The organism is Kibdelosporangium phytohabitans (assembly GCF_001302585.1).
Taxonomy (GTDB): domain Bacteria; phylum Actinomycetota; class Actinomycetes; order Mycobacteriales; family Pseudonocardiaceae; genus Kibdelosporangium; species Kibdelosporangium phytohabitans.
In genome coordinates, this window is the sequence record NZ_CP012752.1 from 1523290 (window position 1) to 1546314 (window position 23025).

Sequence of the window (23025 nt, forward strand, 5' to 3'; positions counted from 1 at the left end):
ATGGCTGAAATCGTGCTTGACAAGGTGACCAAGCGGTACCCGGACGGTGCCCTCGCGGTGTCCGAAGCGGACTTCACCATCGCCGACGGCGAGTTCGTCATCCTGGTCGGCCCGTCCGGCTGCGGCAAGTCGACGACGCTGAACATGATCGCCGGCCTGGAGGACATCTCCGACGGCGAACTGCGCATCGACGGCAAGCGGGTGAACGAGAAGGCACCGAAGGACAGGGACATCGCGATGGTGTTCCAGTCGTACGCGCTGTACCCGCACATGAGCGTGCGGGAGAACATGGCGTTCCCGCTCCGGCTGGCCAAAGTGGACGACAAGATCGTGCGCCAGAAGGTCGAGGCGGCCGCGGCCACGCTGGACCTGACCCAGCACCTGGACCGCAAGCCGGGCAACCTGTCCGGTGGCCAGCGCCAGCGCGTGGCGATGGGGCGGGCGATCGTGCGCAGCCCCAAGGCGTTCCTGATGGACGAGCCGCTGTCCAACTTGGACGCCAAGCTGCGCGTGCAGATGCGGACGTCCCTGTCCAAGCTGCAGAAGCAGCTCGGCACGACGACGGTGTACGTGACGCACGACCAGACCGAGGCGATGACCCTCGGCGACCGGGTCGTGGTGCTGCGCGGCGGGCTCGTGCAGCAGATCGGGTCGCCGCAGTTCCTGTACGAGCAGCCGTCGAACCTGTTCGTGGCCGGGTTCATCGGCTCGCCGTCGATGAACTTCCTGCCCGCGACGCTGGCCGACAACGAGGTCAACTCGCCGATCGGCAAGTTCGCGCTGACCGACCGGATCCGCGGGCTGGTGGAGAAGGCGGGCTCGGCCCGTGAGGTGATCCTGGGCATCCGCCCCGAGCACTTCGAGGACGCGCACCTGCTCGACGACACGGCCAAGGCGGGCGGTGCGACCTTCACCGCGACGGTGGACGTGCTCGAGTCGATGGGCTCGGACAAGTACGCCTACTTCACCGTGGAAGGCGACCAGGCGACGTCGCAGGAGCTGGAGGAGCTGGCGGCCGACTCGGGTTCGGCGGACGTACCCGACAGCGGTTCGCAGGTCGTGACCAGGCTTTCGGCGGCTTCCGGCGCCAGCCAGGGCCAGCCGTTGGACGTCTGGTTCGACGCCGACAAGGTGCTGCTGTTCGACCCGTCGAACGGGAAGAACCTCACCTACACCGGATGACATCATGACACCGCCATGCTTGCATGCTGTCATTGTGATAGCATGCAAGCATGGCGCAGGTGAGCTGGCGAGCAGAAGACGCATTAGTGGACCGGGTCCGCAAGGCCGCTGCGGCGCAGCGGCGCAGCATGAACGACTTCATGACCCTGGTGCTGGAGGCAGCCACCAACCCGGACCTCGTCAGCGACGAGTACACCAGGATCAGGGAGCGACTCGGCCGAGTGGACCTGGTGGTCACTCCTGTACCTGTTCACGTGGACGGTGACCAGGTCGGGCAGCACAGTGTCCGGCCCTCTCCGGAGGAGATCGAGGAGGCGATGGAGGCGGCGGGCAAGGGGACCAGCCTGTCCGACCTGGTGACCGACGAGCGGCGTAGATGACTGTTTTCGGGGACTCCTCCGCGCTGGTGAAACGCTATGCGAAAGAAGACGGGCAGGAGCTCGTCCGGCAGGTCCCCATTCTCGTGATCTCGTATGCCGCTCGTGTCGAGGTGCCGTCGGCGTTGTGGCGCAAACATCGAACGGGAGAACTGTCGGAGCGGCAGGCCGAGGTGCTGCTTTCCTTGTTCGAGCGGGATTTCTTCGAGGCTGAGGACAGCCCGCCGTTCGTTGTCGTCGGAATGACGCCAGTGGTCCTGGAGGCAGCGGCTCGACTGACCCGGTGCCACTCGCTGGCGACGTTCGATGCGATCCAGCTTGCTTCGGCGATACTCGCCGCCGAGGCGGACCCGGACATCACCGTGTTCGCGGCGTGGGACAAGAAGCTGCGAGCGGCAGCCGCGAAGGAGGGATTCTCGCTGCTTCCCCCGGAGCTGTCCTGACCAGGCGAAACCACTCGTTCGGCCCCTGAAACCGGCACTGTGCGGATGTCATCCTGTACTCGGGGTGATCGATCATGGCCGAGAATGTCACTGTCGGTTGGCAGGTCGGTGCCGATGTCACCGATTGGCAGTTGACGGTCGAGTCGCGGGCGCGGCGGGTCCGGGCGGATCTGGCGGCGTTGCCGTCCGCACCGGCGACGGAGGTCGCGCGCAAGGCAGCCGATGTGTCGCTGGAGATCGTGGATGTCGCGCTGCGAAGCGCGGACAACAAGTGGTGGCGGTCCGGGGCGTCATGGTGGTCGGGCTGGCACATCGAACGCGCGTGGCGTGCGTTGCACGAAGCCGAGATCTACTTGGCTGCCGCGGATCCTGATCTGCCTTCGAGGCTGCCGGGTCTGCGGGCCAGGGTGCGGATGTACCTCGAGGAGGGCGATCCGCGTCGTGCGGCCATGGAGTTGGAGAACCCGGACCGTGCGACGGTCGTGGACGCGATGCGAGCGGCATTCGACGCCTCGGACGACGCGCACGCCGCAGCGCGAGCGTTGCGCAACAAGCTGATCGTCATCAGCCTCGCCTTGTTCGTCCTCAACACCGTCCTCGGGCTGGTCGGACTGATCAGACCCGGCCTTGTCCCGATGTGTATGCCGCCGAACCTCGCTGTGCAGCAACCGTTGTGCCCGACGGGAACCGGCGCGGCGAGCGGCTGGGACGTCTGGATGGTCCAGCTGTTCGGTGCGCTGGGTGCGACGATTTCCGTTGTGCTCCTGCTGATCCGGCGCAGACCGGACTTGTCGCCGTACGTCCTCGTCGGCTACCAGGCGTTGGTGAAGATCCTGCTCGGCGCCACGTTGTCCGCTGTCGGCCTGCTCGCGTTGGGCGCGGGGCTGGTCAGCGGGATCGTGTACGTCGGGTCGCAGGCCGCGCTGCTGCTGTGGGCCGTGCTTTTCGGTTACGCCCAACAGGTCGGTACGCGCCTGCTCGACAACTACGCGGACCGGTTGATGGACGAGGTGCGCCCGTTGCCCGACCGCGTCACCACCTCGGGAGGGAAACGCTAGGCAGGTCCGTGCGGATCGCGATCCACCGGTCCAACGCTGCCAGCAGCGACGGATCCTGCACGGCGTGTCTGTGCAGAGCGGCGGCTGTCAGGAGGTCCTTGTCGGTGCGGTCCATCGCGCCGGTGATGTGCTCCAGGCACGACTGGACCACGGAATCGGCCGTGGGGCGGTCGAACTCGGGGTGGTGGTCCTCGAGAGCGCCCGTGAACGCGGCCACTTCCCGCGCGACGACAGCGGGCGGCACGCCGAGAGTGTGAGCGAGCTCCCACGCCCAGAACGCGAATGCGACCCAGTCGCCGTGGTCGGGCACGGCCCCGGAGTCGCACGCGTGGCCGGTGGCGAGCTGGCAGCGTTGGTGCCACCAGCCGGCAGCGTCCTCGTCGGGTCTCTTGCGCTCGATCCAGGCGATCCGCTCGTCCGGGGAGAGCGTGAGCGCGTGCTTGAGGCTCTGCGTGACCGCCTGCCAGTCACTCCAGTCGCGATTCGGGTCGCGCATCCGGAACCTGGACTGGACAACGTGAACCTCGTCGTCCGGCAGATAGACCATGACCACGATCATGGAGTCCGGCTGCAGGTACTCCGTGTAGTCCGGGTCCGGCTGGTACCCGGTCAACTCGACCAGGGCGACTCCGCGCCGGTCGAGTTCGGCGCGCAGGTCCGTCCACCGCAACCGTCTGCCGATGGCGCCGAGGCGGTGGCACTGCACGGTGAAGTGCGACCCCTGCGCACCGAGCCCGTTCGGCCGCTTGTGCCAGAAGATCTCCAGGATGCCGTAGCCCCACCAGAAAGACGGTTCGTTGACGTTGCGGTACCCGAATTCCCCGAACACCCGGCGGACGACCGACGGATCGAGATCGGCGTCGACCCCGAGGACCGTGCCGGACTCGACGATGTCGGCGTACCGCCCAGGCGCCGAGAACACCGCCGGCAACCGGTCACCGGGAATGTCCAGCCCACGGCGGCCGCCGCGCGTGGACACGATCCGCGTCACCAGGCCGTCGCGTACGTGCACGGCCACACCCGACGTGGGATGGACGAACGTGCTGTCCTCCTGAGCGACGAGCGCGACCCTGGCCCGGAGATCCTCGAACGGCACCGACACGGTCAGCCGGTGCAGTTCGAGCTCGAACCGGGATCCCTTGACGTCCCAGCAGAACTCGACCAGGCCGTAGTCCCACCGCAACACGCCGCCGGACTCCTCGTCCCACGGGTCGTCGCCGAGATACCGGCTGACCTCCTGCGGGCTCATGCCCGCGTCGGCGCCGAGCACGGTGCCGGTCCTGACGATCGCGGCGAAGAAGTCGATGTCCATCGAGTGGACACTGTGGCCGGTCAGGTGCGGTCGCGCAAATCCTCAACCCTTCCGCAATGCCGTGATCACGTCGTCGTCCCACCGGTGTGTCCGCATCAGCCGGTAGCGCTGCTCGCTCACCGACAGGTACGCCTCCGCCTCGGTGCGGTCGCCGACCAGCCCGGCCTGCCGCAGCATGCCGACCACCGGTTCGAACTCCTCGGTGTAGAAGCGGGCCGCGACCTCAGCCCGGTTGAGGAACCTGCACTCGTCCTGCATCAGCCGGAAGCCCCACGCCTCAACGGTTTCGCTCAGGATCGTGTAGTTCCACGGGTCCGAGACGACCATCGCCGTGCGGGCGGGACCGGCCAGCGGCACGCGTTCGAGGAACAACCGCCGGTCGTTCTTGACGATCAGGTCGCCGCGGAAGCGGATGCCGTTCGCCGAGATCTTGGTGTCGATCCGCGTGACGTACGCCTCGATCGTGTCCTGCCCGAGCGCGAGCGCCACGGACACCCGGTGGTGCCCGTCAGACACGAAGTGCAGGTCGCCGACGCGGTACACCTCGATCGGCGGGATCGGCTCACCCCGGCGCTGCGCGCGGGCCAGTCGTTCCCAGCGTTGCCGCAGCCTGCCGGACATCGGCCGGAACCGGCGGTCGAAGTCCCTCGTGCGGTCGACGCTGCCGACGATCGAGTCCAGCCTGATCACCTGCGGGCCGATCTTGCGTTCACCGGTCCGCCCGAGCGCGTCGACCACCTCGTCGAACGGCAGCATGATGTTGACGTCGTCGGGTTCGCGGCGCAGCCACGCCGCCAACCGGGACAGCACCTGCCTGCGGCGCGCCCGCAGGAAGTCGTTCTCCGCGTCCGCCTGCGGAAACCCCGTGTCACCCCTTGTCACTGTCACCTCCCGGCGTGATGTCCAGGATCCGGTAGCCGACCGTGTTGACGACCCTGGTGTCCTCCAGCCGCTGTTCGGAGATCTGCTCGCCGTGCGGATGGATGTGTCCGTGTAGCAGCCATGCCGGACGCATCCGGCGCACCGCGTCGTGTAGGCAGGCGAAGCCCCGGTGCGGCGGATCCTCGCGGTCTCCGACTCCCAGCGGCGGCGAGTGCGTCAGCAGCACGTCGACTGTTCGCCCGTCTCGACGGTACCGGCGGTGCGCGTCGCGGGCGAGTGTTTTCACCCGCCGTGACTGCTGTCTCTCGGTCCACTGGTTGGGCCCGCCGCTGTACCGGATGGACCCGCCGAGCCCGGCGATCCGCAGCCCGCCGACGTCGACGATCCGCCCGTCGGTGTCCACCCAGCCCTGCGGTCCCGGCCAGCGCGCCGGGAACCCGTCGCGCAGCCAGAGCCCGCGCCGCTTGGCGAAACCGCCGAGGTCGGCGTCGTGGTTGCCGGGTACGAGGACACAGGGCAGTTCGAGTGCGTTGGCGAGGTACTCGAGGTAGTCGAACGGCAGGTCACCCGCGGCGAGCACGAGGTCGACCGGGTGCCTGCGGACCTGGTCGGTCCACAGCGACTCCACGACCTCGTCGGACACGGTCAGCACCTTGGGCACCACCTGAGCCTACGACCGCAATTCGGCCGTCGCGCGGTCACCGCGAAACGAAGACAATCGGGTACTTCCCGACAGGCGTGGCTGAGGGAGGGCACACCGGTGAACACGGAGCCAGGCGGCTTAGCCGGTTTCTACCAGGGACTACTCCAGCAGATCCGCGGCGCGTCGCCGGTCAGGACGGGCGCGGGCCGTACGGACGACCATTACGTGACCGGCGGCACGCACTGGAACGGCTACAGCCTCGAGTCGCTGATCAAGATGGTTTCGCACGAAGCCAGCCCGGCGCAGTCGCAGTTCCTCGCCGATACGTGGCGCAGGCAGGGCCAGACGCTCGCCGCTGCCGCCGCGGACCTGCAACGCTCGTTGGTGGCGTTGATGAGGTTCTGGTCAGGTGCGGGTGCGGACGAGGCGCGGGACAAAGTCGCGCACAACGCCAGGTGGATCACCGGTCTCGGGGAGACCGCGACGAGGATCGCCGAGCCGGTCGACGACTCCGGCGGCGCGCTGACCTCCGCGCAGAGCACCATGCCCGGCGCACCCAAAGGCGGGTTGTGGTCCGGTCTCGGCACGGCCGGTGGCGCCGCTGCCGCCGGGTTCGCGATCGGCGGACCGTTCGGTGCCGCGGCGGGCGCGGTGATCGGCGGCATCGCCAGCGCGTTCGGGTTCAGCAGCAACAAGAAGAAGCTCAAACGCAAAGCCGTGCAGACGATGACCCGCTACGAGACGGCCATCATGGGCATCGACCGTGCCACTCCGCGGTTCGGGCAGCCGCAGGACGGCACCATCGACCCGATCTGGAACCGTCCCGGCGGGCCGGGCGGGATCGGCAAGATGCCACCCGGCATCAACCTTCCCGGCAGGGGCACCGCTCCCGGCGCGGGTTCCGGCGGTCTCGGCACCTCCGGCTGGTCCTACGGCACGGCACCGTCCTTTGCGGACAACGCGTCCGCGAGGTGGGGCGCGCTGACCGGCGTCGGACCGTACGGCACAGGGAACACCGGCGGCTCAGACGTCGACGCGTTGCGCGACTCGAAACGGTTCGCCGCGGCTGTGCCCGCGATGGGCGTGCCGCCGATGATCGGCAGACCAGGGGAGAACACGTCCCGGCCGAGCCGGGGCGCCGCTGCGATGTACGGGCCTGGCGGGATGGGGGCGGCTCCTGGGCGCAAGGAAGAGGACCAGGAACGCAGGCGGCGTTGTCCGCACGAAGAGGACTTGTTCACCGGGGACCTGAAGGCCGCGCCGCCGGTCATCGGCCAGTAGGAGGGAATCCGATGTACGAGGACAGTCCCGTCCCCGCGGGTGACGGCTGGCAGATCACGCCGCACCAGTTGCGTGAGTTCGCCGCCGCGGTGGCGCAGGTGAAAGCGGACCTCGACGCGGTGCGCCGGGAAGTGGCGGAGTTCCGCGACCCGGCACTGACCCCGAAACTGGGCACCAGCCCGCCGGCACGTGAGCTGGCCGACAAGTTCACCGACCGGATCGCCGGCGACCACGGGCTGGTGGGCCAACTGGAGACAGCAGTGGCCAATCTGCAGGAGTTCGTGGACGGTGCCGAGCGGACCGCGTCGAAGTACCAGCAGGTCGACACCGCGGGCAAGGATCGTTTCCATGAGTGAGGACGTGGCGCTGCACCCGGTCGAAGTCGACCTGCTGTGCACGTTCGCCGAGGTGCAGCCGCCGTTCCCGCTCACGATCCCGGACACCGGGCTGTCCGAACCGGAACGCGCGGTGATGTTCCGTGCCGCTCGTGAGCAGCTCGCCCGGCGCGGCCTCGCCGACGAGGACGGCCCGCTGGGGCAGGCCGACGAGTTCGCGCACCTGCTCCGGTTCGGCGACGGTGTACTGGATCTCGTTGTGGCGGAGGAGAAAACCACTGTCGCCGCGGTTGTGCTGCACTACCGCGGCGACGCGCTCATCGCGGTCCAGCGAGCAGCCGATCCGTCCGGGACGGTCGTGCTGCGACAGGCGACGCTCGACCGTGCGGTGGATGAGCTCTGCGCGATCGTGCCGCGGCTCGACCCCGCCTCGGCAACCCCGTTCACGCTGCCGCGCAAAGCTTTGCAGGCGGCGTTCGAAGCTCTGCTCGCCGACCTGCCGACCGAGGACGGCGTCCGCCCGCGCAAGCTCCCGCCCCGGGTGGTCGAGGAAATCCTTGCCGTGCACGGCGTCGACGACCGCGTGTCCCGCCGGATGGTGCAGTACCTGCAACCTGTGCTCGGCAACGGGCAGGCCGGAGTGGCCCGCCGGTCGGGACCCGGGGACGACTGGCACCGCTGTGGCGACGAGACCCGTTGGCTGGACACCGGCAACGGCCGGTACCAGCTGGGCGGGGACGAGGACTGGACGAGCGTGAATCCCCTCAGCGGTGCGGAGATCCGGGCAGCGCTGCGGAAACTGGCCGCAGCACTGCGTTGACAGCCGGGCTAGCGGCCGAGCTGCTGGGACGCGGGCGCTTGCATCGAGTGCGCGCGTGCGCCTTCCGGGTTGTCCGCGATGGACAACGTGATCAGGACAAGCCACGCGACGATCACGGTGACGAGCCAGAACATGGGGTTGAACAGGAACCTGGACACGGTGGCCTCCATGAGGGTGTCAGGAGGTGGGCAGGGGGCAGGGACGAGTTGGCGGCCGGGCTTGTTCGCCCGGCTAGAGCCATCGGTTCTTGCGCAGTACCCGGTAGAGCCACGTGCACACCGCGACGATCAGCAGCAGCACCAGTGGATAGCCGAACTTCCAGCGCAGTTCGGGCATGAAGTCGAAGTTCATCCCGTACACGCCGACCACCATGGTCGGGATCGAGATGATCGCGGCCCACGCGGTGATCTTGCGGATGTCGGTGTTCTGCTGGAGGGTGATCTTGGCCAGGGTGGCGTCGATCAGGGTGTTGAGCATCTCGTCGAACGCCGTCACCCGTTCGGTCACCGTCGTGAGGTGGTCGTCGACGTCACGGAAGTACGAACGGATCTGCTCCGGCACGAGCGGCGTGTAGCCCTCGGCCAAGCGGCGCAACGGGTTCGCCAACGGTGTGACCGCGCGGCGCAGTTCGAGCACCTCGCGCTTCATCAGGTAGATCTGCTCGGCGCTGACCAGCGTGCGCGGCTGGAAGATGGTGGTTTCCATCTCCTCGATGTCGTCCTCGAACCGCTCGGTCACGTCGAGGTAGCTGTCCACGATCCGGTCGGCGATCGCGTGCAGCACCGCGGCCGGGCCCGCCTTCAGCCGGTCCGGCTCCTTGTCCAGTTCGACCCGCAGCGAGGCCAGCCCGGAGTGGTTGCCGTGCCGGACCGTGACGATGAAGTCCTTGCCGAGGAACGCCATCAGCTCGCCGGTCTCCACGATCTCGTTGGCCGTGGTCGGCGACGAGTGCTCGACGAAGCGAACCGTCTTGAGCACCATGAACAGCGTCTCGTCGTAGCGTTCGAGCTTGGGGCGCTGGTGCGCCTGCACCGCGTCCTCGACGGCCAGTTCGTGCAGGCCGAAGGTCTCGGCGATGCCCGTGATCTGCTCGCCGTCCGGTTCGTGCAGTCCGATCCAGACGAAACCGTCGTTGTGCTTGCGCACCTCGGCGATCGCCTCGGCGTGCGTCCAACGGCCGGGTACGCGCGTGCCGTCCCGGTAGATCCCGCAGTTCACGACGTAGGCGGACACCGGCACCGGCAACGGCGCTTGCGCGTTGCCGCGGTCCGGCTTTCCGCGCAGACCGCTCAGCGGGCGGATCGTAGCCATGGTGGCCTCCAACATGGTCGTGCTCGGGCGTGCGACGCGCCGGAGGGACCGATGTCCGACTCCGGCCTTCGTGTGCGTCCCGGCCGGTACCGCGGGGGCCTAGCTGGCGAGGCCGACCCATCCGGAGGGGACGCTGCTGGTACTCGGCGCGCTATCTGTGCCACTCACAGTTGTCCTCACCTCCCCGGGTCGGGTCGTGCGAGCGGTGGAGTCGCTCACACACCAGTTGCACAGAATACTCCCTGTGCAACCACACTGTCGTCCTCGCCCATCGGCAGCGTTACACGGAGGTAGTTCAAGTGCAGTTCGGTCGCTACTTCGAAGAGTTCGAGATCGGCGCGGTGTACAAGCACTGGCCTGGCAAAACGGTGACCGAGTACGACGATCACCTGTTCTGCCTGATCACGATGAACCACCACCCGCTGCACATGGACGCGCACTACGCGGCGGAGACAACCGACTTCGGCAAGAACGTGGTGGTCGGCAACTACATCTACTCGCTGCTGCTCGGCATGTCGGTGCCCGACGTGTCCGGCAAGGCGATCGCTAACCTGGAAGTCGAATCGCTCAAACACGTCAAACCGACCTTCCACGGTGACACGATCTACGGCGAGACCGAAGTGCTCGACAAGACACCGTCGAAGTCCAAGGACGACCGTGGGGTGGTCTACGTGGAGACTCGTGGGTACAAACAGGACGGGACGATCGTGTGCGTCTTCCGCCGCAAGGTGATGGTTCCCAAGCGCTCGTACGGTGAGGCGCGGGGCGGCGAGCAGCCGGGCCGCCCGGAGCCCGTCGCCTGATGGCCTCGCTCGAACTGGCCAAGGCGCGGCTGACCAGCTTCGCCGTGCACGAGGCCGCCGGGATCTCGCCGCTGTACGAATTACTGGCCGGCCGCGCCAAGGACGACGACGAGGTGGCCGCGCTGCTGGCCGCCGCGCCGGAGAACTTCGCGCACGGCACGCTGTTCTTCGCCGCCGCGCAACGGCTCGTCCAGGCGGAGCCGTGGATCGAACTGGCCAGCTACTACCTGACCATGGGTGGCAGCTTCGGCCCGGACGAGCGGGTCTGGCCGCTGTTCCGCGAGTTCGTGCTCGACCGCGCGGACAGGATGCGGGAGCTGATCTCGACGCGGACCACGCAGACCAACGAGGTCCGCCGGGCCGCGCCGATGTTCCCGGCCATCGCCCAGGCGGCCAAGGAGGCCGCCAAGGTGAGCAAGGGGCCGATCGGGCTGCTCGACGTCGGCACGAGCGCGGGCCTGCTGCTCGGCGTCGACCGGTACGGCTTCCGCTACCAGAACGAGGCCGGCGAGCAGGTCAACGCGGGGCCCGCCAAGACGCCGCTGGTGCTGACCTGCGCGGCGTCCGGCAAACCGCTGCCGAGGCTGCCGAAGAAGCTGGCCGTCGGCGCCAAGGTCGGCCTGGACCGCAGGCCGATCGACCTGCGCGACGAGGAGGAACTCGCCTGGCTGGAGGCCTGCGTGTGGGCCGACCAGCCGGAACGGTCCCGCACCCTGCGCGTCGCCGCCGAGATGCAGGAGAAGGACCGGCCCACGCTGGTCGCGGGCGACGCCGTGGACGACTTGGCGGCGGCTGCCGCGCAGGTGCCCGCGGAGCTCCCTCTCGTCGTCCTGACGAGCCACGTGCTGCCGTACATGTCAGATGACCGGAGGCAGGAGTTCGTGGCCGCTGTGGCCGCGCTGGCGGCCACCAGGCCCCTCTGGTGGGTCAGCCAGGAGCACTACCTCGCCGCGATGACCTACCTGGTGCCGGGCCGCAAGGAGTTCGAGGACCACCCCAAGGAGAACTGGGGTCTGCTCGGTCTCGTCAGATGGGAATCCGGCAAGCCGGATGCCCGCCTGCTCGGCCGCACCGGAGCGCACGGTCAAAGCCTTTCGTGGCTGTGAAACCTATGCGCGGGGCAGCATGGACCAGTCCCGGAGTGTGGGAGCAAGGCCCGCGGTGAGCAAATTCGTCCGTTCGAGTGTGGTGAACGTCGCCAGGTCGACCCAAGCGACCTCGGCGGCGTCGTCACCCGCCCGCAGCGCACCCCCGGCGACCTGGCATTCGTAGTCGAAGATCTCGTACGAACCGCTCGGCGCCGGCCGGATCACGGTACCCACCAGGCGACCGGGCGAAACGATCAAACCGGTCTCTTCGCGCAGCTCACGGGCCACGGCGTCGGCGTCGGGCTCACCGGGTTCGACCCGTCCGCCGGGGATGGACCACAGGCCCTGACCAGGGGCGTTCGCACGTCTAACCATCAAAAGACGGCCATATGTGTCGTGCGTCACCCCTCCGACACACCTGATCATACGAACCTGCCCACCTTGCACGAACACGCAGCGTAGCGCTATCGGGCTGGGGGGCTGAGCGCATGCTCCGAGTGCTGTACAACTCTCGTCAGGTGACCGCCTCGTGCGGTACAACGGTTTTCAACAGGCGCCATTGGGTGCGAGAAGGACGGGGTTGGTCGTCGTGAACACGAAGAAAATTCTCGTGTTGACCGGAGTCGCTTTGCTCGTGTTCTTCCTGGTTACTCAACCGACGCAGTCGGCGGGCATCGTGACATCCATCATCGACACACTGAAGGACGCGGCGGAGGCGGTAATTCTCTTCGTACGTAGTGTGTTCCAGGGGTAATCGCGAGATACTGGACACATGTTCGCGCCCAGGGACCCAGACGAGTACCTCCTCGACTCCGAACGAAGGGTGATCCGGGTTCGCCGGCACTGGGCGGTACTGGCGTGGGACGTCTTCGAAGCGGCGGCGCTGCTCGCTGTCGCGGTGATGATCTCCTACATCCTGCCGCCGTCGATGTGGCTGTTTCAGAACGTGCTCTGGTACGCGGCGCTGATCGTGCTGCTCCGCTTCGCCTACCTCGTGCTCGAGTGGTGGGTCGAGCGGATCGTCGTGACCGACAAGCGGTTCATGATGACCACCGGCGTGTTCACCACGAAGGTCCTGATGATGCCGATCGGCAAGGTGACGGACCTCACGTACGAACGCTCGTGGGTGGGCAGGCTGTTCGGCTACGGCACGATGGTCGTCGAGTCGGCAGGTCAGATCCAGGCGCTCAACAAGATCAACTACCTGCCGAAGCCGGAGCAGGTCTACGACGCCATCTCCGAGCTGGTGTTCGGTGACAAGAAGGCACAGGCCGAGCGGTTCTCGATGATCAAGGCCAAGAAGGCGGCCTTGGGCAAGAAGGGCAACGCCTAGCCAGCGCCTTTGTGGTGAGAGCCATGCCATGCAGCACACTGGATGGCATGGTGATCGATCTGCACACGCACTCGTCCGTATCGGATGGCACGGACACGCCGACGGAATTGGTCACCACTGCGGCTGAGGCCGGGTTGTCCGTGGTCGCGTTGACCGACCACGACACCACTGCGGGCTGGGTCGAAGCCGCGGCCGCGTTGCCCGACGGCCTGTCCCTGGTCCGAGGCGCCGAGCTGTCCTGCGAATCACCGAACGGGCGCGGCGGCACGGCCACCGTGCACCTGCTGGCATACCTGTTCGACCCCGACGCGCCCGCGATCGTGGCCGAGCAGTCCCGCCTGCGCGCCGAACGGCGCACGCGGCTGCACAAGATGGCCAAGCGCATGGCTGCCGACGGCTACCCCGTCGACGCGGACGAGCTGCTGGCCTCGCTCCCGGCGGACTCACCGGCCGGTCGTCCGCACTTGGCCATGGCGTTGGTCAAAGCAGGTGTGGTCTCGTCGGTCGACGAGGCGTTCGCGGTGTTCCTCAACTCCCGTGGCCGGTTCATGGTCAGCCGACGGGACACGCCCGTGCACACCGCCATCCAGATGATCGCCGACGCGGGCGGCGTGACCGTCCTCGCGCACGCGTTCGCCCACCACAGGGGGCCGACCGTGACCGCGGACGTCATCAAGGAGATGACCGCGGCCGGACTGACCGGCCTCGAGGTCGACCACCCCGACCACGACCCGGCCACCCGCGCGGAACTCGCCGAGCTGGCCGAGGACCTGCGCCTGGTCCGGACCGGGTCCAGCGACTACCACGGCACGAACAAGACGATCAGGATCGGCCAGGAGTCCACCACGCCCGAGGCGCTCGACGAACTCGTCTCGCGCACGTCGGGCGTTCCCGTGCTGCACAGCAAGGTCACGTCCAGCGGCTGAGCAACCGCGTGGCCAGCGCGACCAGACCGTGGTCGAGGCGGCGGAAGTACGTGGCGCGGCTCAGGTGCAGCTGGTTGGCGACGCCGACGTGGTCACGTCGCCTGCGCAGGTAGTACGCGTGCAGGATGTGCCCTGCCTGTGAGGTCGTCTGGTCCTGCGCGCTCGCCAGCTCGGTGATGGCGTTGGTCAGGAAGGTGTGCAGGACGTCCGCGGTGCCGGTGACCACGACCAACGGACTGCGCGCGAGTTTCGCGGAATCGTTGACGTGCTCGAGTGCCTTGCGGATCTCCGCCGCGCACCACCGGACATCCGTGGGTACGGGCGGGGCGACACCGACCGCGGCGAGCTGGTCCAGCCAGCCCGTGACACGGTCCCACGTAACGAAGTCCTGCGTGAATATCTCCGAATCCCGGCCGCAGTCGTACGGGTCGTGCCGGGCGGCGCCCGGGTGGTTGAACCCGAACCGCTGGGACAACGCCTGGTATTGCGGCGACGGCGTCGCGATCACGAGCCCGCCGTACTGCACGCCGACAGCGAGGACATGACGTAACAACGCGGCGTGCGCGGCCGGTTGGCGTGGGTCGCAGACCGCCATGCCGATGAACGCGCCATCGACGACGCTGTCGGTGTGCTGCTGGGTGATCGGTTCGATCACGGCCATCGCCTCGTCGGTGATCTTCGGCGTGAAGCTCATCCCGACCGGGCGGTTGTCCGGGCCGCAGACCAGGTTGAACCCGTCGGCGGCGTGTGTCAGCCAGTCGTCGAGCATCCGGTCGGTGCGGGCCGGGTTGAGCCCGCCCTGCCTGGCCCATTCCCGCAGGAATACGGCGATCTCGTCGTACTCGTCGGTGGAAGCCTTGCGTACCAGCGGGTCTTGGTTCGACGCGGGGAACAGTGTCCTGCGGACAAGCGGATCATCGGTGAGGAACAGCGAGTGCTCCGTGAGCGCCTGCCGGACGTCGTCGTCGGTCGCGGCGGCGAGCAGCCTGCGGTTGCGCACGGTCGCCTTGGTGATGGCTGTCCGGTGTGCCACCGGTTTGCGCCAGCGGTGGCGCAGGTCGAGCAGCGTGCGGAACGGCTCGATCACCGCCAGGCCCGCCACGGTCGCGGTGACCAGGCACGAGCCGGCCAGTTCGCCGAACCAGTCGTGGTCGCGCGGAACCTCGACCAACTCGGTCAGCAGCTCCTCGTCGGCGCGGCCGACGACGGCGAGTTCCGCGAGCGCTCCGGCGAAGCCCGGTTCGAGCCTCATCTCCCGCAACGCCCGGTCGGCGACCGCGCCCGGCACGGTCGACGGGATCTCGCGCAGTGCACGGCAAAGGCTCCTGACCACCAACGGCAATCCGCCCGACAGGAGCGTGACGAGCTCGTCGTCGACGCCGAGTCCCGTCGCCAGCCGTGTCACCTCGGGCGTGGTCCAGCGAGGCACTTCGACGACGACACCGCGGACGGGTTTTCGACTCGCCGCGACCACCGGCGTGTCGTGCGGGCCGACATCGACGGGATCGTCCAGGAACGTCACTGTCCGTGACAGATCTGGGTCGTCGGCCAGGGCCGCGAGGACGGTGGATTTGCCGACACCGATCGGGCCGACCAGGTTGATCACCGGCGTTCCGGCCGCCAGCAACGACTTGACCTGCTCGGACACGCTCGCCTGGCTCGTGCTCAGCTCCACGCCCAGATGTAACGCGAGCCAGTGAATTGGTTACCGGCCCGGCACATGCTCCACTCGAATGGAGTAATGGACGACCCGTCCGCGCACTACCCGCTCACCCCCGGGACGCGGACGGGCCGCCGTTGTCCGCCGGGCCCGGGTACTGGGGGTTAACCAGGACCCTGCGAACGTTTGCCGAACACCCACGACGATAGGTTCCCCGCGGCCGGACGGCGTCTCATCGGCGTCTCAACCCGTCCGGCGTGGCCTTGGACACTGCGGCCCGCCGCGGAAGGTGCTGATCGGGTGCCGTCCTGTTTGGATGAGCGGGTGGCACTGGCTGACTACTTCGACGCGCGGATGTTCACCGCGACCACCATCACCCTGGTGGTGATCATGGACCCGCCGGGCACCATCCCGGTCTTCCTCAGCCTGGTCGGCCGCAAGACACGGGCGGCGCGGGCCAGGGCGGCCCGGCAGGCCGTGCTCGTCTCGCTCGCGGTGATCTCGCTGTTCGCGATCGGCGGCCAGGCGATCCTGTCGTACCTGCACATCGGGATCCCGGCACTGCAGGGCGCAGGCGGCCTGCTGTTGCTGATCATCGCGCTGGATCTGTTGCACGGCAGCGGCCACACGGAGGCGCAGGAAGTCGAGGACGTCAACATCGCGCTCGTGCCACTGGGCACTCCGCTGCTGGCCGGGCCGGGCGCGATCGCGGCGACGATCGTGTTCGTCCGGCAGGCCGAGGGCAAGACCGGTTCGTACGTGGCGCTCGCACTGGCGATCCTGGCCGTGCACTTCCTGCTGTGGATCTGCCTGCGCTTCTCCGGCGTGGTGATCAGGCTGATCAAGGAAAGCGGCATCACGTTGCTGGCGAAGATCGCCGGCCTGCTGCTCGCGGCGATCGCGGTCCAGCTGCTGGCCGACTCCGTCCGCGGTTTTGTCAGTGGCTCAGGGTAACTTTGAGAACGTGCAAGGGCAGCTCGGATTCGACAGCATGCCGAAGAAGCTCGTGCGGGTCACGCCGTCGAAGCTGGCCACGTGGGTGGATTGCCCGCGTCGCTACCGGATGACGTACGTGGACCGCCCGGCTCCGCAACGCGGCGGCGCGTACGCGCACTCGACATTGGGTGCCGTCGTGCACAACGCGTTGCGGGCGTTCTTCGACTTACCGCTGGAGAAGCGCACGGCCGAAACCGGTGCCGCGCTGGTGACGACCCACTGGAAGGACGACGGCTTCGCCGACGGCGAGCAAGCCGCGGTCTACCGCGACCGCGCCCGTGAGTGGGTCGCCCGCTACCTGTCGGAGACGGACGTGACCGTCGACCCGATCGGCCTGGAACGCTGGGTCTCCGCGCCCGCGGGGACGATCGTGGCCGAAGGTCGGGTCGACCGCATCGACGACCGCGACGGCGAACTGGTGATCATCGACTACAAAACCGGCCGCAGCGCACTGACCACGGATGACGCCAGGGGTTCACAAGCACTCGCGATGTACGCGATCGCGACGACGCGAACCCTGCGCCGCAAATGCCGCAAGGTGGAACTCCACCACCTGCCGACAGGTGACGTCGCGGTCTGGGAGCACACGGACGAATCGCTGGCGCGCCACCAGTCGCGAGCAGAGGAGACAGCGGAGGAACTGCAGCTGGCCAAGGACACATTCGACGCAGGCGGCGACCCGGACGTGCTGTTCCCGCCGCAAGTGGGAAGGCAATGCTCATGGTGCGACTTCCGCCGCCACTGCCCGGAAGGCCAAGCCGCGGGCCCGCCGACCGCGCCGTGGGGAATGCTGCCCCCGTGACGCCGGCAGACCAGGTGACCGACGAGTTCCCCGCCCACGGCAAATCCGGAAAACCCACCCCCGGAAAGAAACAGCCGCAGGTGACCGAGCAGCTGCCGGTCACGGCCTGGCCCACCAAGGACCCGGCGCAGGTGACTGAGGCACGGTCGCTGCCACGGTCAGGTCAGCCAGATGCGGTGCCGGGCGCTGGGGATTCGGCGCAGGGTGCTGGGCAGCGGTCTTCCGGGAGTTCTGTGCGGAAGGCGGAACTCGCTGCCGGTGGTTTGCCGCGGCGAGATGGGGAGTGGTCGGGTGGGGGTCCGGCGCAGGTGACTGAGGCACTGTCGGTGCCGGATTCCGGCCGGTCGGATGTGGTGCCGGTTGTTGGGGATTCGGTGCGGCGTTTGGCTGGGGATGGTGAGGCGTCGGCTGCTGGGGATTCGGCGCAGGGTGCTGGGCAGTGGTCTTCCGGGAGTTCTGTGCGGAAGGCGGAACTCGCTGCCGGTGGTTTGCCGCGGCGAGATGGGAAGCGGTCGGGTGGGGGTCCGGCGCAGGTGACTGAGGCACTGTCGGTGCCGTCCTCGGCTGGGGAGGTCGCTGAGCATGCGATCGGGCAGCGGGCTGCCCGGAGCTCTGTGCAGGAGGCGAAACAGCTTGCTGCTGGGAGTTCGGCGTGGCGTGGTGAGAAGCGTCCTGCGCAGGTGACCGAGGCCGCGGCTCAGCCGGGCCGGACATCGGCTGCCACGGGCTCGGTGCCGGGGCGGCGGCCTTCGCAGAACCGCGTACGGATGGCGAAGGGGGAGTCGGCGCAGCCGACTGATGATTTCGCCGTCCGGGATTCGCAGCGGCCGACCGAGGAGCTTGCTGTCGGAGACGTGGCTCGGGATGATCACGGCGGCAACCGTGGTTCGGAGACAGCGACGCGGGACGAGCCCCCCAAGGGCCGTTTCTGGCGTGAGCTGAGTGGGGCGCTGGCTGCCGGGTTGGTGCTTCTTGCTGTCGCTGTCCTGGTTTTGCAGATCATTTCCTGGGCCAACGGGGTTCCGGGCCTCGGGGTCGTCGAACTCATCGGGCACGCTGTCGCCGCTGGTCTTGCTGTCTACGCGCAACGCGTCATCGATCGGCGGCCTGGTCGCCCTGCCCTGGTCGCGGGGGTTGGCTTAGGTGTGGTCGTGGTGCTGGTGCTCGTGTTGTTCTGGTGGATCTGAGCACGGCTGTCACGTTTCGGGGTTTCGGCAGGTCTTCCTGACGACATTGTCCGGAAGGGGTGGTCCTGTGCGAATACTCGTTACTGGTGGAACCGGTCTGCTCGGCAGCCGGGTTGTCTCGCGCCTGGTGGATGCGGGACACCAGGTCCTGGTGGCCAGCCGGAAGGCCGGTGCCGGCCGGGTCGTCGCCGATCTGAAGTCCGGGGTCGGCGTCCGGGAGGCAGTGGCAGGCGTCGATGCGGTGGTCCACTGTGCGACGGCTTTTGGCCGACGGTCGGAGACGCGGCTCGCGGCGACATTGGTCGACGCCGCGCTGCGCGCGGGTCGGCCGCACCTCGTGTACGTCTCGATCGTGGGCGCCGACCGTGTGCCGTTGGGCTACTACCAGGAGAAAGTGGCCACCGAGCGGTTGATCGAGCGATCCGGGCTGCCGTGGACGGTTCTCCGCGCCACCCAGTTCCATGACCTTCTTCGTGTCCTGCTGGTCGGTGCGGCGCGTGTGCCCTTGGTGATGCCGGTGCCGGACTGCAGTTTCCAACCCGTCGACGTCGGGGAGGTGGCTGACCGGGTCGCTGAACTCGCCGTCGGCGCTCCGGCCGGGCGTGTCCCCGACATCGCGGGCCCGGAGATCCGCCGTGCCCGCGACCTCGCCGAGCTGGTGCTGGCGGCGGCTGGGCGGCGGCGGGTCCTGCTGGCGATCAGGTTGCCAGGGAAGGCTTTCCGGGGTTACCGGCGCGGCGGCCACCTGGCTGCGGACCGGCGGGCCGGACGGATCACCTTCGCCGAGCACCTCGCCGCCCACCCCGCTCTGCGCAACGCGTCCTACCGGGGCCGGTCATGATCCGCGGCGGGCTGGTCTTCCTCGCGGTCAGTCAGGGCCTCGTCGGTGTGCTCCAACTGTTCTTCCCGCGCACGTTCTACGACAATGTCCCGATCCCCGGGCATTCGTGGGTCGCGATGTTCCCGCCGTACAACGAGCACCTGATGCGTGACCTCGGCGCCGCGACCTCGGCGTACGTCCTCGTGCTGGTGGTCGCGGTTGTCACCATGGAACGCCGGATGGTCGCCACCGCGCTGGTGGCGAACCTGGTGTTCACGGTGCCGCACTTCGTTTTCCACGCGGTGCACATGGACAACATGCCGCGCGCCGACTGGATCGCCCAGACGCTCGCGCTCGCCCTCGGCGTCGTGATCCCCGGGCTTCTGCTCGGTGTGCTGTTCAGTCAGCGCAAGTCGCGTTCGAAGCAGACCGAGAGCGTCGAGCCGATGTAGTTGCCGAACAGCGGGATCTCGCGGTAGCCCTCACGGCTGTAGAAGCGGATGGCGTCAGGCTGCTCGTTCCCTGTCTCCAGCCGGACGGTGTGCCACCCGTGTTCGACGGCGGCTGCCTCCAGTGCGCGCAGAACGCCGGTCGCCACGCCGGTGCCGCGCATGTGCGGTGTCACGTACATGCGTTTGACCTCCGCCGATGTGGCGTCCAGCTGGCGCAGGGCGCCGCAGGCGACGGCTTGGCCTGTCCCCGTCTCGACTGCGACCAGGAAGACGTCGACGTCCGTCGCTGACGGCAGTGGGCCGGGTTCGTGGTCGTCCGTGCCGTAGCGGGCGTCCAGTTCCGCGCGTTGCCGGAGCCGGAGGTCCTCGCCTGCCGGGTCGTTCCACGGCCGGGCTTCGATGGTCCACCGCTGTGCGTCGAGCATGACCGCTCCTCTCGTAACATCTGTTACGGTAACAGCTGTTACGAGAAGGAGGGGTGCGATCCATGTCACGAACCGCCGACATGCCCGCCCAGCAGGCGCAGCTGTCCCGTGCGGTCTGGGAGGTGCTCGCCGAACAGGGGATCGAACGGCTCACGATCAGAGCCGTCGCCGCAGCCGCGGGCTGCACGACCGGCCTGGTCATGCACCGCTTCCCCAACCGGCGAGCGCTGCTGCTGCACGCGCGTCAACTCCTGCACGAGCGGACTCGTGAACGCGCCGAGGACCTCGAAGCCGACGCGTCGAGCGCGCGCGACGCCTTGCGTGCGGTCCTCGCGCAAGGAATGGCGCTTGACGGCCGGACCGCGGCCGAAAGCATCGTGTGGGTGGGGTTCCTGGCCGCCGCCGTCGGCGATGACGAGCTGATCGGCCTGCACCGCACCAACAACAAGGCCTGGCGCGAACGGATCACCAGGCTCGTCGCGGCCGTCGAACCGGGCTGGCCGCAGGAGCGGGTCAGCACGACGGCCTGCGCCCTGATCGCCATGGTGGAGGGGACCGCGGCCTTCGGCTCCACGGACCCGGCCGCCTACCCGCCGGTCACGCAACAGGCCATGCTCGACGCGACACTCGCCGCGTTCGGGCTGCTCAGGCCAGCCACATCCGCCACGTAGACAGCAGAACCCCCAGCAGCGCCGCGGGATTCTCGACGGCAGGCGAGTGCCGGGCACCTGGGATCGTGGCGAAGTCGGCGTCCAGCCGGTCGGCCATGTCCCGCTGCGCCGCGACGGGCCAGGCGTCGTCCTCCGCGCCGCACGCCACCAGGCACGGCGTGCCCGTGGTTTCGAGATGACGCGCGAGGCTGTCCGCGAGATCGGGCTCGGTCCGCAGCCCGACGGCCATCCCGAGCAGGCACTCCGCGCTCGACCGGCGGAACCGGTCGTCGAGGAACGTGCGCAGCTCGACGGGCAGTTTCCGCCACACCGGATCGTTCTCGTACAGCGCGCGCCGCAAGTTCGCCAACGCCTCGACGCCATGATCGCGCAGGACCGGCTCGGCCAGGTCGAGCATCTTCCGCCGTGGTCCTGTCGGAAGCTCGCCAGGCCCGCTGCTGAGCAAGGTCAGTCCGCGCACCGGGGCGCCGGAAAGCACGGCGGCGCGGGCGACCAGGCCGCCGTAGGAGTGCCCCAGCAGCAGGATCGGCCGTCCGTCGGCCGCGAGTTTCTCGACGATCTCGGCCACCAGCGTGCCGAGCGGCGCGGGCAGGTACGCGTCGAGTTCCTTCGGCCCGGCCGACTCGTACTGGCCCGGCAGGTCGATCGCGACCGGTTCGACGCCCGCGTCGGCGATCGGGTCGAGCAGCGGCGTGAAGTCCTCTTTGGACCCCGTGTAGCCGGGAACCAGCAGGGCGATGGGGGCGTCGGGCACCGGGCGGCGCAGCGCGGCCAGCGGGCCGTCGCGGCCGGGCAGCTCGACGCGGTCCGCGTGGTGCGGGCCGACCTGGGATCCGGTCATCGCAGCGCGACCAGTGTCGGGCCGCGCTGTTCGAGGACCATCGGGCCCAGCGTGGCCATCTGCACCGGCCCGGTGTGGTCGCCGCGGTTCACCGGCGTCTGGGCGACGCGCGCGCCGGTCAGCTGGTCGGTCACCACGTATTCGTCCTTCACCGGTAGCAACAGGTAACCGGCGAACACCGCGCCGGAGCCGAGCGTGTTCTCCTTCGTCCACAGCGGCCGGAAGTCCGCTGTGGACAGTGCGATGGTCTTGCTGCCGGTGAACCAGAACACCGCGTCGGTTCCCCTGGTGACCTGTACGACCCCGCGTGCCGGGTCGCCGGCGAACTCGGCGTCCGGCACGGCGATCGGGTACTCGCCGACCTTGTTGCCCTCACCGTTGTACACCAGGATCCGGCTCGGGTTCGGCAGTGCGAGCGCGAGGTAGGTCTCGTTCAGCGCGATCACCCTGGCGCCGTTGCCGCCGACGGTGATGCTGAAGTCGACCTGCGGCTCGTCGCTCTCGTTCTCCTTGCCGGTCGGCTTGAAGACAGTCAACCGGTCGTCGCCCGTCTCGTTCGGGTCCGTCTTGGCCGGGCAGCGTTCGATCACGCCGATCCGGCCCTGCGTCACGGCGACGGAGCCGTACGTGCAGCCGACCCGCGGCTGCTTGTCCGGGTTCACGATGTCCGGGACGGCGCCGTACTCCATGGTCTGCACCAGGTCACTGCGCCAGGTGTTGATCAGGCGCTTGCCGGTCGCGGTGACCAGTGAGCCGTCGGACAGCAGCTGGGTGTCCAGTTCGGCGTCGCCGTTGCGCTGGTGTTCGCGCTCGCCGGTGCTCGACTTGAGCGACGTCACCTCGCTGCACGAGCCGTTGTGGTTCGGGTCGCTCGACGGCAGGGACGTGGAAGTCTTGCGGTAGACCGCGATCGCCTCGTTCCACGCCGCCCCGACCGTGCACAGTGGAATGTCGCGGGCGTACCGCCAGCGCTGCTTGCCGGTGTACGGGTTGCGCCCGACGACTTCGTTGCCGTCGCCGGTCACCACGGACGGGCCGACGGCGACGGGGATCTGCGTGGCACCGCTCGGCGCCCGCCACGCCTCGCCGAACGAGGGCGGCAGCGTGCTGGGCGCCTGCGGTGTCTCGAGGTCGTCCGGGGCGATCTGCGACGACGTCGCGGCGAAGTCGCTGGATGTGCCGATCAGGGCCCATCCGGCGACCACCGCGACGACGAGCACGACGACCGCGGCGAAGTCCCGGCGCCGGTGGAACGACGTGCGCGGCGGCCTCGGCGGCTCGTCGGGAATCGGCCCGTCCAGCACGTCCTCCCCGCCGGCATCAGCACCTCGCTCGGCGGCGGTCTCCGACACGTCGTCCTCCCTCAAGAGAGTGCTC

General features: G+C 68.5%; 28 protein-coding genes. 18 read left to right on the top strand and 10 right to left on the bottom strand.

Annotation, left to right across the window (positions count from 1 at the left end):
• The 4 genes from AOZ06_RS06915 to AOZ06_RS06930 all read left to right on the top strand — a co-directional run bounded on the left by AOZ06_RS06915 (window position 1) and on the right by AOZ06_RS06930 (window position 3060).
• Entirely contained in the window at window positions 1–1182 is a 1182-nt protein-coding gene (locus AOZ06_RS06915; RefSeq protein ID WP_054288666.1) for an ABC transporter ATP-binding protein, read from the top strand.
• A gap of 50 nt (window positions 1183–1232) precedes the next feature.
• Complete coding sequence (locus AOZ06_RS06920) at window positions 1233–1562, top strand: hypothetical protein (protein ID WP_054288667.1); 330 nt, start codon at window positions 1233–1235, stop codon at window positions 1560–1562.
• On the top strand, window positions 1559–2002 hold the full coding sequence (locus tag AOZ06_RS06925) for a type II toxin-antitoxin system VapC family toxin (RefSeq protein ID WP_054288668.1): 444 nt from the start codon (window positions 1559–1561) through the stop codon (window positions 2000–2002). The genes AOZ06_RS06920 and AOZ06_RS06925 overlap by 4 nt, the downstream gene beginning before the upstream one ends.
• 74 nt (window positions 2003–2076) lie before the next feature.
• Complete coding sequence (locus AOZ06_RS06930) at window positions 2077–3060, top strand: hypothetical protein (protein ID WP_054288669.1); 984 nt, start codon at window positions 2077–2079, stop codon at window positions 3058–3060.
• On the opposite strand, the gene AOZ06_RS06935 is transcribed toward AOZ06_RS06930, so the two are convergent.
• The 3 genes from AOZ06_RS06935 to AOZ06_RS06945 are packed head-to-tail and all read right to left on the bottom strand — an operon-like array spanning window position 3035 to window position 5915.
• Window positions 3035–4372 carry a hypothetical protein gene (locus AOZ06_RS06935; RefSeq protein ID WP_054288670.1) on the bottom strand — a complete coding sequence of 446 codons (1338 nt, stop codon included), beginning with the start codon at window positions 4370–4372 and terminating at the stop codon, window positions 3035–3037. The two genes, AOZ06_RS06930 and AOZ06_RS06935, sit on opposite strands and share 26 nt — an antisense overlap.
• Before the next feature lie 42 nt (window positions 4373–4414).
• On the bottom strand, window positions 4415–5254 hold the full coding sequence (locus AOZ06_RS06940) for a hypothetical protein (protein ID WP_054288671.1): 840 nt from the start codon (window positions 5252–5254) through the stop codon (window positions 4415–4417).
• A complete protein-coding gene (locus AOZ06_RS06945; RefSeq protein WP_054296465.1) occupies window positions 5241–5915 on the bottom strand; it encodes a metallophosphoesterase family protein in 675 nt (224 codons plus the stop codon). Before AOZ06_RS06945 ends, AOZ06_RS06940 begins: the two co-directional genes overlap by 14 nt.
• A gap of 99 nt (window positions 5916–6014) precedes the next feature.
• Here AOZ06_RS06945 and AOZ06_RS06950 point away from each other — a divergent pair, with 99 nt between their 5' ends.
• The 3 genes from AOZ06_RS06950 to AOZ06_RS06960 are packed head-to-tail and all read left to right on the top strand — an operon-like array spanning window position 6015 to window position 8333.
• Entirely contained in the window at window positions 6015–7178 is a 1164-nt protein-coding gene (locus AOZ06_RS06950) for a hypothetical protein (RefSeq protein WP_054288672.1), read from the top strand.
• An 11-nt stretch (window positions 7179–7189) separates the two neighbouring features.
• A complete protein-coding gene (locus AOZ06_RS06955; RefSeq protein WP_054288673.1) occupies window positions 7190–7534 on the top strand; it encodes a hypothetical protein in 345 nt (114 codons plus the stop codon).
• Window positions 7527–8333, top strand: a complete 807-nt coding sequence (locus AOZ06_RS06960; RefSeq protein WP_054288674.1) for an ESX secretion-associated protein EspG — start codon at window positions 7527–7529, stop codon at window positions 8331–8333. The genes AOZ06_RS06955 and AOZ06_RS06960 overlap by 8 nt, the downstream gene beginning before the upstream one ends.
• A gap of 8 nt (window positions 8334–8341) precedes the next feature.
• Here the strand turns inward: AOZ06_RS06960 and AOZ06_RS57640 are convergent, their stop codons facing one another.
• A complete protein-coding gene (locus tag AOZ06_RS57640) occupies window positions 8342–8491 on the bottom strand; it encodes a hypothetical protein (RefSeq protein WP_169798872.1) in 150 nt (49 codons plus the stop codon).
• Window positions 8492–8564: 73 nt separating this feature from the next.
• The gene (locus AOZ06_RS06965; RefSeq protein WP_054296466.1) at window positions 8565–9644 is read right to left on the bottom strand and encodes a magnesium and cobalt transport protein CorA; all 1080 of its coding nucleotides are present in this window, start codon (window positions 9642–9644) and stop codon (window positions 8565–8567) included.
• 299 nt (window positions 9645–9943) lie between these two features.
• On the opposite strand from AOZ06_RS06965, the gene AOZ06_RS06970 reads away from it, so the two are divergent.
• Together AOZ06_RS06970 and AOZ06_RS06975 are read left to right on the top strand one after the other, a co-directional pair.
• Entirely contained in the window at window positions 9944–10447 is a 504-nt protein-coding gene (locus tag AOZ06_RS06970; RefSeq protein ID WP_054288675.1) for a MaoC family dehydratase, read from the top strand.
• Complete coding sequence (locus tag AOZ06_RS06975; RefSeq protein WP_157232877.1) at window positions 10444–11553, top strand: DUF2332 domain-containing protein; 1110 nt, start codon at window positions 10444–10446, stop codon at window positions 11551–11553. The genes AOZ06_RS06970 and AOZ06_RS06975 overlap by 4 nt, the downstream gene beginning before the upstream one ends.
• A gap of 3 nt (window positions 11554–11556) precedes the next feature.
• Here AOZ06_RS06975 and AOZ06_RS06980 read toward each other — a convergent pair whose 3' ends face one another.
• Window positions 11557–11961, bottom strand: a complete 405-nt coding sequence (locus tag AOZ06_RS06980) for an NUDIX hydrolase (protein ID WP_054288677.1) — start codon at window positions 11959–11961, stop codon at window positions 11557–11559.
• Between the two features lie 163 nt (window positions 11962–12124).
• Here AOZ06_RS06980 and AOZ06_RS57645 point away from each other — a divergent pair, with 163 nt between their 5' ends.
• From AOZ06_RS57645 to AOZ06_RS06995, 3 genes are read left to right on the top strand one after another with little or no spacing between them, the layout of a single operon-like run.
• The gene (locus AOZ06_RS57645; RefSeq protein WP_169798811.1) at window positions 12125–12289 is read left to right on the top strand and encodes a hypothetical protein; all 165 of its coding nucleotides are present in this window, start codon (window positions 12125–12127) and stop codon (window positions 12287–12289) included.
• Between the two features lie 18 nt (window positions 12290–12307).
• Window positions 12308–12868: a PH domain-containing protein gene (locus AOZ06_RS06990; protein ID WP_054288679.1), complete on the top strand. Its 561-nt coding sequence runs from the start codon at window positions 12308–12310 to the stop codon at window positions 12866–12868.
• Between the two features lie 47 nt (window positions 12869–12915).
• A complete protein-coding gene (locus AOZ06_RS06995; RefSeq protein WP_054288680.1) occupies window positions 12916–13794 on the top strand; it encodes a PHP domain-containing protein in 879 nt (292 codons plus the stop codon).
• Here AOZ06_RS06995 and AOZ06_RS07000 read toward each other — a convergent pair.
• Window positions 13778–15469: a hypothetical protein gene (locus AOZ06_RS07000; protein ID WP_054288681.1), complete on the bottom strand. Its 1692-nt coding sequence runs from the start codon at window positions 15467–15469 to the stop codon at window positions 13778–13780. The two genes, AOZ06_RS06995 and AOZ06_RS07000, sit on opposite strands and share 17 nt — an antisense overlap.
• Before the next feature lie 309 nt (window positions 15470–15778).
• On the opposite strand from AOZ06_RS07000, the gene AOZ06_RS07005 reads away from it, so the two are divergent.
• The 5 genes from AOZ06_RS07005 (at window position 15779) to AOZ06_RS07025 (ending at window position 19711) form a co-directional block, all read left to right on the top strand.
• Window positions 15779–16408, top strand: coding sequence for a MarC family protein (locus tag AOZ06_RS07005; RefSeq protein ID WP_054288682.1), 630 nt, complete (start codon window positions 15779–15781; stop codon window positions 16406–16408).
• Between the two features lie 10 nt (window positions 16409–16418).
• Complete coding sequence (locus tag AOZ06_RS07010) at window positions 16419–17252, top strand: RecB family exonuclease (protein WP_054288683.1); 834 nt, start codon at window positions 16419–16421, stop codon at window positions 17250–17252.
• 767 nt (window positions 17253–18019) lie between these two features.
• Window positions 18020–18439, top strand: coding sequence for a hypothetical protein (locus AOZ06_RS07015; protein WP_236952117.1), 420 nt, complete (start codon window positions 18020–18022; stop codon window positions 18437–18439).
• Between the two features lie 67 nt (window positions 18440–18506).
• Window positions 18507–19280: an SDR family oxidoreductase gene (locus AOZ06_RS07020; protein WP_054288684.1), complete on the top strand. Its 774-nt coding sequence runs from the start codon at window positions 18507–18509 to the stop codon at window positions 19278–19280.
• Window positions 19277–19711, top strand: a complete 435-nt coding sequence (locus AOZ06_RS07025; RefSeq protein WP_054288685.1) for a hypothetical protein — start codon at window positions 19277–19279, stop codon at window positions 19709–19711. The genes AOZ06_RS07020 and AOZ06_RS07025 overlap by 4 nt, the downstream gene beginning before the upstream one ends.
• Here AOZ06_RS07025 and AOZ06_RS07030 read toward each other — a convergent pair.
• Complete coding sequence (locus tag AOZ06_RS07030) at window positions 19663–20136, bottom strand: GNAT family N-acetyltransferase (RefSeq protein ID WP_054288686.1); 474 nt, start codon at window positions 20134–20136, stop codon at window positions 19663–19665. The genes AOZ06_RS07025 and AOZ06_RS07030 overlap by 49 nt on opposite strands.
• A 62-nt stretch (window positions 20137–20198) precedes the next feature.
• Between AOZ06_RS07030 and AOZ06_RS07035 the strand changes: the two genes are divergently transcribed.
• Window positions 20199–20807: a TetR/AcrR family transcriptional regulator gene (locus AOZ06_RS07035; protein WP_054288687.1), complete on the top strand. Its 609-nt coding sequence runs from the start codon at window positions 20199–20201 to the stop codon at window positions 20805–20807.
• Here the strand turns inward: AOZ06_RS07035 and AOZ06_RS07040 are convergent.
• Window positions 20782–21648, bottom strand: coding sequence for an alpha/beta fold hydrolase (locus AOZ06_RS07040; protein WP_054288688.1), 867 nt, complete (start codon window positions 21646–21648; stop codon window positions 20782–20784). The two genes, AOZ06_RS07035 and AOZ06_RS07040, sit on opposite strands and share 26 nt — an antisense overlap.
• Window positions 21645–23000, bottom strand: a complete 1356-nt coding sequence (locus tag AOZ06_RS07045) for an Rv3212 family protein (protein WP_054288689.1) — start codon at window positions 22998–23000, stop codon at window positions 21645–21647. The genes AOZ06_RS07040 and AOZ06_RS07045 overlap by 4 nt, the downstream gene beginning before the upstream one ends.
• Between the last annotated feature and the right edge of the window lie 25 nt (window positions 23001–23025).